This window comes from Chryseobacterium indologenes (genome assembly GCF_001295265.1).
GTDB lineage: Bacteria > Bacteroidota > Bacteroidia > Flavobacteriales > Weeksellaceae > Chryseobacterium > Chryseobacterium indologenes_A.
Window position 1 is genome coordinate 1 of the sequence record NZ_LJOD01000030.1, and the last position, 8,210, is coordinate 8,210.

At 37.3% G+C, this 8,210-nt stretch carries 7 protein-coding genes; all 7 read right to left on the reverse strand.

What is annotated here, in order from left to right:
• Nucleotides 1-434: 434 nt before the first annotated feature.
• Nucleotides 435-1,304, reverse strand: coding sequence for a lytic transglycosylase domain-containing protein (locus tag AOB46_RS22245; protein WP_062703549.1), 870 nt, complete (start codon nt 1,302-1,304; stop codon nt 435-437).
• Nucleotides 1,305-1,391: 87 nt separating this feature from the next.
• The gene (locus AOB46_RS22250; protein WP_062703550.1) at nt 1,392-3,887 is read right to left on the reverse strand and encodes an ATP-dependent Clp protease ATP-binding subunit; all 2,496 of its coding nucleotides are present in this window, start codon (nt 3,885-3,887) and stop codon (nt 1,392-1,394) included.
• A 251-nt stretch (nt 3,888-4,138) separates the two neighbouring features.
• Entirely contained in the window at nt 4,139-4,888 is a 750-nt protein-coding gene (locus AOB46_RS22255; RefSeq protein ID WP_131724444.1) for a hypothetical protein, read from the reverse strand.
• Complete coding sequence (locus AOB46_RS22260) at nt 4,863-5,393, reverse strand: hypothetical protein (protein WP_062703558.1); 531 nt, start codon at nt 5,391-5,393, stop codon at nt 4,863-4,865. The genes AOB46_RS22255 and AOB46_RS22260 overlap by 26 nt, the downstream gene beginning before the upstream one ends.
• 59 nt (nt 5,394-5,452) lie before the next feature.
• Nucleotides 5,453-6,106, reverse strand: coding sequence for a hypothetical protein (locus AOB46_RS22265; protein WP_062703559.1), 654 nt, complete (start codon nt 6,104-6,106; stop codon nt 5,453-5,455).
• Entirely contained in the window at nt 6,103-7,416 is a 1,314-nt protein-coding gene (locus tag AOB46_RS22270; protein WP_062703561.1) for an N-acetylmuramoyl-L-alanine amidase, read from the reverse strand. Before AOB46_RS22270 ends, AOB46_RS22265 begins: the two co-directional genes overlap by 4 nt.
• Nucleotides 7,417-7,702: 286 nt before the next feature.
• On the reverse strand, nt 7,703-8,107 hold the full coding sequence (tssD, locus tag AOB46_RS22275) for a type VI secretion system tube protein TssD (protein WP_082377378.1): 405 nt from the start codon (nt 8,105-8,107) through the stop codon (nt 7,703-7,705).
• Nucleotides 8,108-8,210 lie beyond the last annotated feature (103 nt).

Genomic DNA, 8,210 nt, shown 5'->3' on the forward strand with positions numbered 1-8,210 from the left:
AGAACGACCTTTTTTTAAAAAAAAGCTTTTCACTGTAAATCTGAAAAATTGTAGTAATTCTACGATTTGATGTCGTAATTCTACGACTTTTGATTTAAGAATACGTTAAAACTCCTTACAGTAAAGCATTTAAGATCATTTAAAATGTTTTAAAAAGCACTTTTTTTCACACTTACCTGAGAAATATTAAGATATTTTAGAATATTTCAATTAATGATTGACTATAAATTAATCGTTCCAAAAAACAAACAAGATAAATAATCTACATTTTTCAAAACAGACAAAACTTTCGCAATACAAGTTATTCATTGTAGAAAAAAGGACAGAATTTAAAATAAAAAAGTTGGATTATATTATACAGGGTATAAAAAACAGCCGCAACTAAAAAAGTTATGGCTGTTTTCTATATTTTTTCTATACTGATTAAACTACTGCTATTGCTGCATTTTACTTCCTTCTTTAATAGAACGGGAAAGAATCTTGTTTTTTCTTAAAAGAAAGTCGGGCATAAGGTCAGTTGGCAGATAAAGAGAGCTTTCACCGGTTTTCTGAAGTTCTTCTTCAATTCCGGGATTCCAGGCAAGAATCTTATCTACTTCCACTTTTAATTCATCTGCAATAATATTCAGATTAAAGCCTGCATTGATTTCTGTTTCTGCCAGAGACGGTCCGTTATATTTCTGTGAGCCTCCTTCCGTAAAGAAGATCTTATTGATGCGCGAAGAATTATAGTTGCTCAACACACTCTCCAGCTCCCCTGTCGCATAGCAGGCATTGAGGTATTTCTTTACATGATTGATGGTTTCTGCCGGAAGGAACCTGGAAAATTCATGATACTGTGTAGAACCTGCAGCCTGCATCGCTTTGGCAATATTACCTTCTCCACAGTTGTAGGCGGCTACAACCGTTACCCAGTTGTTGTACTTTTTATAGAGATTCGTGAGAGAAATTACAGCTGTTCTTGTACTTTTATAAGCATCTCTGCGTGCCTGCTCGGTAAGCCCGTACTGATTGGCATGTGCGGTCATAAACTGCCATACGCCCACTGCTCCTGCTCCTGATGTAATATTCTCATTAAAATGGGATTCTATCATCGCCAGGTTTCTCAAATGTTTTGGCAATCCTTTTTGCGCCAGTGAATATTCAATATATTTAACAATATCTTTATTGGCGTTAATGATGCTCTGATACTTCTTCACACTGCTTTCCGAGGTATCGGAAGCGGCAAGAAACTGCCCATTTACGAATACAGAGGTTCCTGCCAGCATCAGTCCTGCAAAGATATTTTTGAATACGGTTTTCATTGTAAGTGCTTTTCTTTTATTGACTAAAAAGCGGAAAAGTAAAAGGGTAAAAAGCGAAAATGCCGATAAGCAGATCCGCTTCATATTTTAGTCTACTTTCCAGCTTATTTTTTCTTCTTCTTTATTCCAGTCTACATGAATGGTCTGTCCGGTTTTCACTTCTTCTCTTACGATCATTTTGGAGATAGGTCTTGCCAGCTGGGCACGGATTACACCGGAAATCTGTCGTGCTCCGTATTTGCTGCTGAATCCGCCTAATGCCAGATTCTTCACGGCTTCGTCGCTGATTTTCAAAGCCATTCCCAATCTCGTTAATGAAGCATGAAGCGATTTCAGCTGAATATTGAAAATTCTTTCTGCAATAGATTCTGTGATAGGAGCAAAAGGAATAATCTCTGTAATTCTTGCAAGGAATTCGGGTCTGAATCTACCGGAATTGGACATGATCTGCATGAGTGAAGATGATTCAGGGATTTTCCCTTCTTCAAACTGCTTTACGATCTCTTCACTTCCGATATTGGAAGTAAATAATATCAGCGCATTGCTGAAATCTCCTTCTTTTCCTAGTTTATCATGAACTTTTCCTTCATCCATAATCTGCAGAAATACATCAAAAACGGAATGGTGGGCTTTTTCAATTTCATCAAACAGAACCACGGTATAAGGCTGCTGCCTGATTTTATTAACAAGCATTCCCCCTTCTTCGTACCCTACATACCCCGGAGGCGCACCGTATAAAAGGGCTGCGGAATGTTCTTCTTTAAATTCTGACATATCAAAACGTACCATTGCTTTTTCGTCATTGAAAAGAAGTTCTGCCATGGATTTAGCCAGCTCGGTTTTCCCTGTTCCGGTAGGTCCCAGAAGGAAGAATGATCCGATAGGCTGTCCTGGTTTGTTCAATCCGCTTCGGTTTTCCACAATGGCATCTGAAAGGATTTTCAGTGCATGATCCTGGCCCACTACTCTGTTCATGAGCATAGATTCCATATTCAGGAGCTTTTCTTTTTCCTGAGCCTGGATTTTCCCGATAGGGATATTGGTTTTTGCGGCCATTACTGCTGCCAGCTCCAGACGGCCTACTTTTTCTCTTTTTTGTGCTGCATGCTGTAAAAGCTCGGCATAGGTATCATCAATTATTTTATGAATCTGTTCTACAGGCATTGAGTTATCCAGTGCAGGCTGCTCACTCAGAGATCCCCATAAAATAGGGCTTATTTTATCTCTCAGCAGATTGTAAGTCCAGATCAGTTCGTCTGCCTGATGTTTGCTGTCTGCAAATTCTTCTTTCAGAATGGCTTCATAACTTTCTTTCCAGCTTTCCAGTTCTTTTTCTGAAAGTTCGTCCAGCATTTTGATTGCGGCCATGGTTCTGTCCAGCAGGTCAATAGCTGCATCCGGCAGTTTTTTACCTTTGGCATATCGTTTTGCAAGACGTACGCATTCCGGAAGGGCTGCTTTTTCCACTTCAATACCGTGGTGCTTTTTATATCCATCCAAAAGCACATCAATCATTTTCACGCAGGTCTGTTCATCCGGCTCATTCACTGTAAGCACTTCAAAACGTCTGTTAAAAGCCTGTTCTGGTTCAATGATCTTTCTGTATTCTTCCTGAGTGGTGGCACCAATTACCGTAATTTCGCCTCTTGCCAGTTCCGGCTTCAGAAGATTGGCTACATTTCCGATACTTCCTTTCGGGTCTAATAGGGTGTGGATCTCATCAATGAAAAGAACTGCTTTTTCAATTTTTTTGCATTCATTGATGACTTTTTTCAGACGGTCTTCTATTTCGCCTTTATAAGAGGTTCCGGCTAACAGTGCTCCTGTATCCAGCTCCAGAAGGGTTGCATTTTTCAGCATTTCAGGAACATTTCCTTTGGTAATTTCAATAGCAAAGCCTTCTACCAAAGCTGTTTTTCCAACTCCCGGCTCACCGATGATAATCACGTTCGGCTTGCTTCTGCGGCAAAGAATCTCAACGAGCATTCTAAGTTCTTTGTCTCTTCCTATAATATTTTCAAGTTCTCCTTTTCTGGCTTGTGCAGTCCTGTCTACACAATAGTTTTTAATGGAAGGAAAGGAGGAATCTGTAAAATCTGATCCGTTTGAGAAAAGTGAAGAAAAATCTCCGTCTTCAGCTACGGTAAAAGGAGTATCTTTTCTGTACAGATTGAAAATTTCATGTTCTCTCAGCGGTAATGATTTCAACTGCTGAAGTGAAAACGCTACCTGAGGTTTTACAATTGCTGTAAGGATACAGATCGGGGTAATTTCATCCAGTCCCAGTTTTAAGCGGATATCATCTGCTTCTTCAATAAGGGTATCCACCGTTTCATCCTGGCGTACCTCATCCGGGAGGTGGCTGGTTTTGGGATATTCTTCGATACGGACATCTGCCCATTCGTAAAAATAACCAGGATCTTTTTCTATGCTTTTCAGAAATTCATTAAGACCGATATCCTTATGCATTAAAGCCTGCAGGATGTGCGGACCTCCATAGGTACCATTATAGTTTTCCTTCGCTATTGACTGAGCAATATGAAATAGCTGTTTTACTGTTTCGTTGGTTACTAATACTCCCATTTATAATTTTTTCTTATATTAATATGTCTGTGTTCTTTTTTAATTCTGTCAGATTATTTGGTGTTCAGGGCCTCAAAATCATTCTCAGCCTGTGTTATCTGTCAAAAGATACTTGTTTACAAATATATCTTTTTTATGTAAATTGATACAAGGATAAAGATAGGTAATTCTTTGAATAGAGAAGTACATCTTTTTTAAGGTGAACAAATTACTCTGTCATACTTGTAAAAAAATATCAGGCTGTCTTTTTGCTATATATTCAGAAAATAGAGTAAAGCCAGACTTAGCCACTGCAGGCCTACATAGATATAAAAGATCATAGCTGAGGGTTCGGCAAGCTCGTGCAGCTTTTCGATCAGCTTTGTTTTAATAATATCGTAGAAATTGATATTTCCACTTTTAAGATCCAGCTCATCAAAACTCATTTTTTTTAATGCATAACTGAGAATCTTTTTTATGATTTTATTTTCTGAACTGTTTTTGAATTCATTCAGCAATTGGATCTTAACCAGAGCATAATCTGCACTGTTCCGGACTACAGCTGGCTGTCCGGTTCTGAATTTATCTATTACTTTATCAATGGCCGGAACCAAGAGGGTTTCTGAATGATCTTGAACCAGTCTGCTGATGACATTGGACATGGCATATTTTGTGGAAAAAATCCCGATAAAGAATGGTGCCGCAATCATCAGCAAAAAGAAAAGGCTGGCGGAAACCGGCTTTGTTGTAATGGCAGCCACTATAAACAAATAAGCTCCGCTGTGTCCTAACCCGCTTCCAAAGCTTGCAGATAATATATAAATTCCCACTATCATGACGATTACCGTGGAAAGCACTCCTATTCCGTAAATCTTTAATACACTGAAAAGAAATGTTGCTGATAATTTTGAAAGATATTTTAGCTGATTGGTGACTTTATTCATTGATAAATTCGAGTTTGCCTGGTTATGTTTTTTAAATTTAATATTTTTCAGATTACCATTTGTACTTAATTTTTCCATTTTTAATACAGTCATCAACACTGATAGTAATGGGACATTTGTAACAATCATCAGGAGTGAATCTGAAAAAGTCTGCTAAAGAAATACTTTTATCAACCATCACTAAACGTTTTTTTGTACAGATCCGGGTAGCGGGCAGATAATCAAAATCATTTTTCTTCAGTCTTTTCTGATATATTCCGTTGCTATAATTAAGTTCTTTAGTACTGTAGATTTTATTTCCTTTATTCTGAATATAAAGCCAGGAACTATTTCCGTTTGACAGTGAACTGAACTTCAAGATTTTCATAGTACCCCTGTCTTCAATTTCAAGAATATTCTCTGTTTCAAACGGCCCATTACCCATTATTGCAGGCGTATTAATTATGATCCTTTTATTAAATAATATTACAGTATCTTTTTTTTGATTTTCATGATCGGCTTGTTTTAGTTTTTGTGAAAAAACAGAGCCGGAAATCATTGATAGGATTAAAAGCAGCGTATATTTTGCAGAAAAGGTTTTCATATTTTCTTTATTTCTTTACAAGCTTTTATCACCCTTATTTTATCCGTGATATTTAAAATCTATACGCTACAATCCATAGACGCAAAATCTATAACAGTGAGATACCATTTCCCGTTTATATTCGTGATATAAAAAATAAAGGTTCCGTCTTTACTGTTTACGGTCACTCTGCGGCTTTTTGCTTCTATTTTTCTGAACTTCCCTATGTCTTTTACCAGCTCGTTTTTTTTCTTTGCATCTAATTCTTCACCGAGAATCTTGGGAGAATTTTCGAGAAAGAAGTTGATGGATTCTGATAAAGCATGAAATTTATTTTCCGAAGCGACAAAAATCCCCTGTTTTTCAATTTTTTCACATTCAAAAAAAGATTTTTCGGTAAATTCAATTGTATTTAGATTCAGATCTCCCGTTTTGTATTCTTCCAACAATGACTGGTACGGAATTCCCGCTGGTTCTGCGGTTCCGTTATCAAGGCACTTTTTATCAAGGCAAACTTTCTGCACCTTTAACCAGGTATTGTTAGAACCGGTGGTTGTAATAAGGGTCAGTCCTGTATTTTTATCAATAAACTGGTTAAATTTATCAGAATCTTTTTCGTTATAGGTTTCCACCACTTTTTTAACAAACTGCTCTACATCTTTATTTTGTCCCTGTAAGGAACCACATCCCGAAAAAAGAATGGATGTAAATAGGATCAATAATAGGTTTCTCATAAGCATTCGTTTAATAATGGAAAAATAGCATCTTTTACAACCTGGCCTTCACCTGCAGTTTTAGACTGCATTTCTTCGTGGGTAAAGATATTTTCTTTTTTCAGATTGTATTTTTTCATCAAAGCTACTACAATACACTTTACGGATTTGATTTGTGCATCAGTCAGCTTATCCCAGTAAATATCGGCATCTTTCCATTTTCCATTAATCTGGCGCTGTCCTTTGAAGGCTGCCGTTAATTTAACGGATTCCGGATTTTTCACTTTGGTATCATAAACGGTATACAGGTCATTTCCATCTTTGTAATAAGCCATTCCGATAACCTCTATTCCAATGGAGTTTTCTGTCTGTATTTCCATATGAGCAGTACGTGCTGTCTTGTTCATAATATGGTTGGAATACTGATCAAGCTTAATAGGCTGGAATATTTCACCATCTGTGCCCCGTGCTCCTTCTACATAAAAATGGGTTCCTTTTGTATGGGCAATTGCCCCGGCAATTGACGAGCCAATTGTCCTGTGTAAAACAATAGCAATAATTTTCTGGATTCCTGCATTTCCTTTTACTTTGCTGCCTTCTTTGGTATGAACAACATTCGGGCCGTTAAGTAATTCTTTATCAATAGAGTAAACGCTACATTCGCAATATTTAATCTCAAACCATTTTCCGTTTTCATCAAGCCAGTAATTGGGTTGGGAAGCTGTCTGGGAATCATTCTCACTTTCCTTAGGATTTTTGCCCATATACGTAATCTCCACTCCGGGATTGTGTTTACCGGCATCCACCATAATACAGGTATTTACTTTTTTATCTTTGGCACCGTTTATTTTAGTTCCCCAGTCTTCAATATATTTTTTTTCTGCTGAGGGCTGAAGCTTTACTTTATAAACAGCCAGACCTTCTTTGTCCACTGTTGCGGTAAGCACTCCCTGAACGTCTTTGTCGTCCTGAAACAGATCTATCAATTCATAAGCTTTTCCGCTTAAAATGCCATCACGGTCTTTGAGATTGACTTCTATTTTTTTTCCTGCCAGTCCTGCTGTTTTTACCACTATATATACTGTATCCCCTACCGTAGCTGAAGTGATTTTAGTATAACTTTTATCTTCAAGCCGGGCAACATAAGCATCCAGTACTGCGGCGGCTGTAATACTAACCGGGTCTTTATTGGTTCCGTAAGTCACTCCCTCTGCTCCTTCCTGTCTAAACTGTGTTCCTGAAGAATTCACGATATTTCCTTTCGCAAAACTACGATTATCTCCACCTGTGGTTTCAATATAGTCTCCACCTATATAGCTTTCCTTACTCATTGTTTAGTGGTTTTTAGATTTGGTATTATTTTACTGAACTTATTATTTCATATTCCTATTGGAAGATTTCCCTGAATTTTTCTCAATCATATTTATTCTATGAATGATTTTCTGAGGTTATACACATTAAAGTTAATAAAAAAATCATCCGGTATGCTTATTTCATAAGGATTTCTGATTTGTTTATCTTCTGTATCCGGCACAGAATAAGATTATTTCAGGCAAAAAAGACCGCCTCTCTTGGGACAGTCTTTTTTTATGAATGTGGATGTGTAATAGTGTAAGATTAAGCACCCGGCCATATTCCTTCATACTTAGAACCTCCGTAGTCGATGTTTTCTGCACTTACTACAAAGCTGATCAGCATGCTGTTTTCGTCGATTGCGTCAAACTCCACCTGATGCTGAATTACATATCCGTTATTCCAGCTCAAAGTAATAAGAGTTCCTTCTTCGTGAGATTTGTTAAAAGTAATTTCTCCGGTTGTCGGCTTATATTTTCCGTTTAATAAGCTTTCAAGGATGTCTGATTTTTCAGTAGCTTCTACTGTAATCTTAATAAGTGCATTAGAAGGGTCTGATGCTACACGTCCTGAAACGTCTGTAGATCTTGATACGCTGTAGTTCAGCTTTAATAGTTTCTGACCTTCTCCTCCGTTGAATTTTAAGATTCCTCTTGAATTTGCTGCCATGATTGGTAAATTTTAATCGTTAATATTTTGTGATTTGGTGATTGATTGTTGAGCAAATATAGAACGACCTTTTTTTAAAAAAAAGCTTTTCACTGTAAATCTG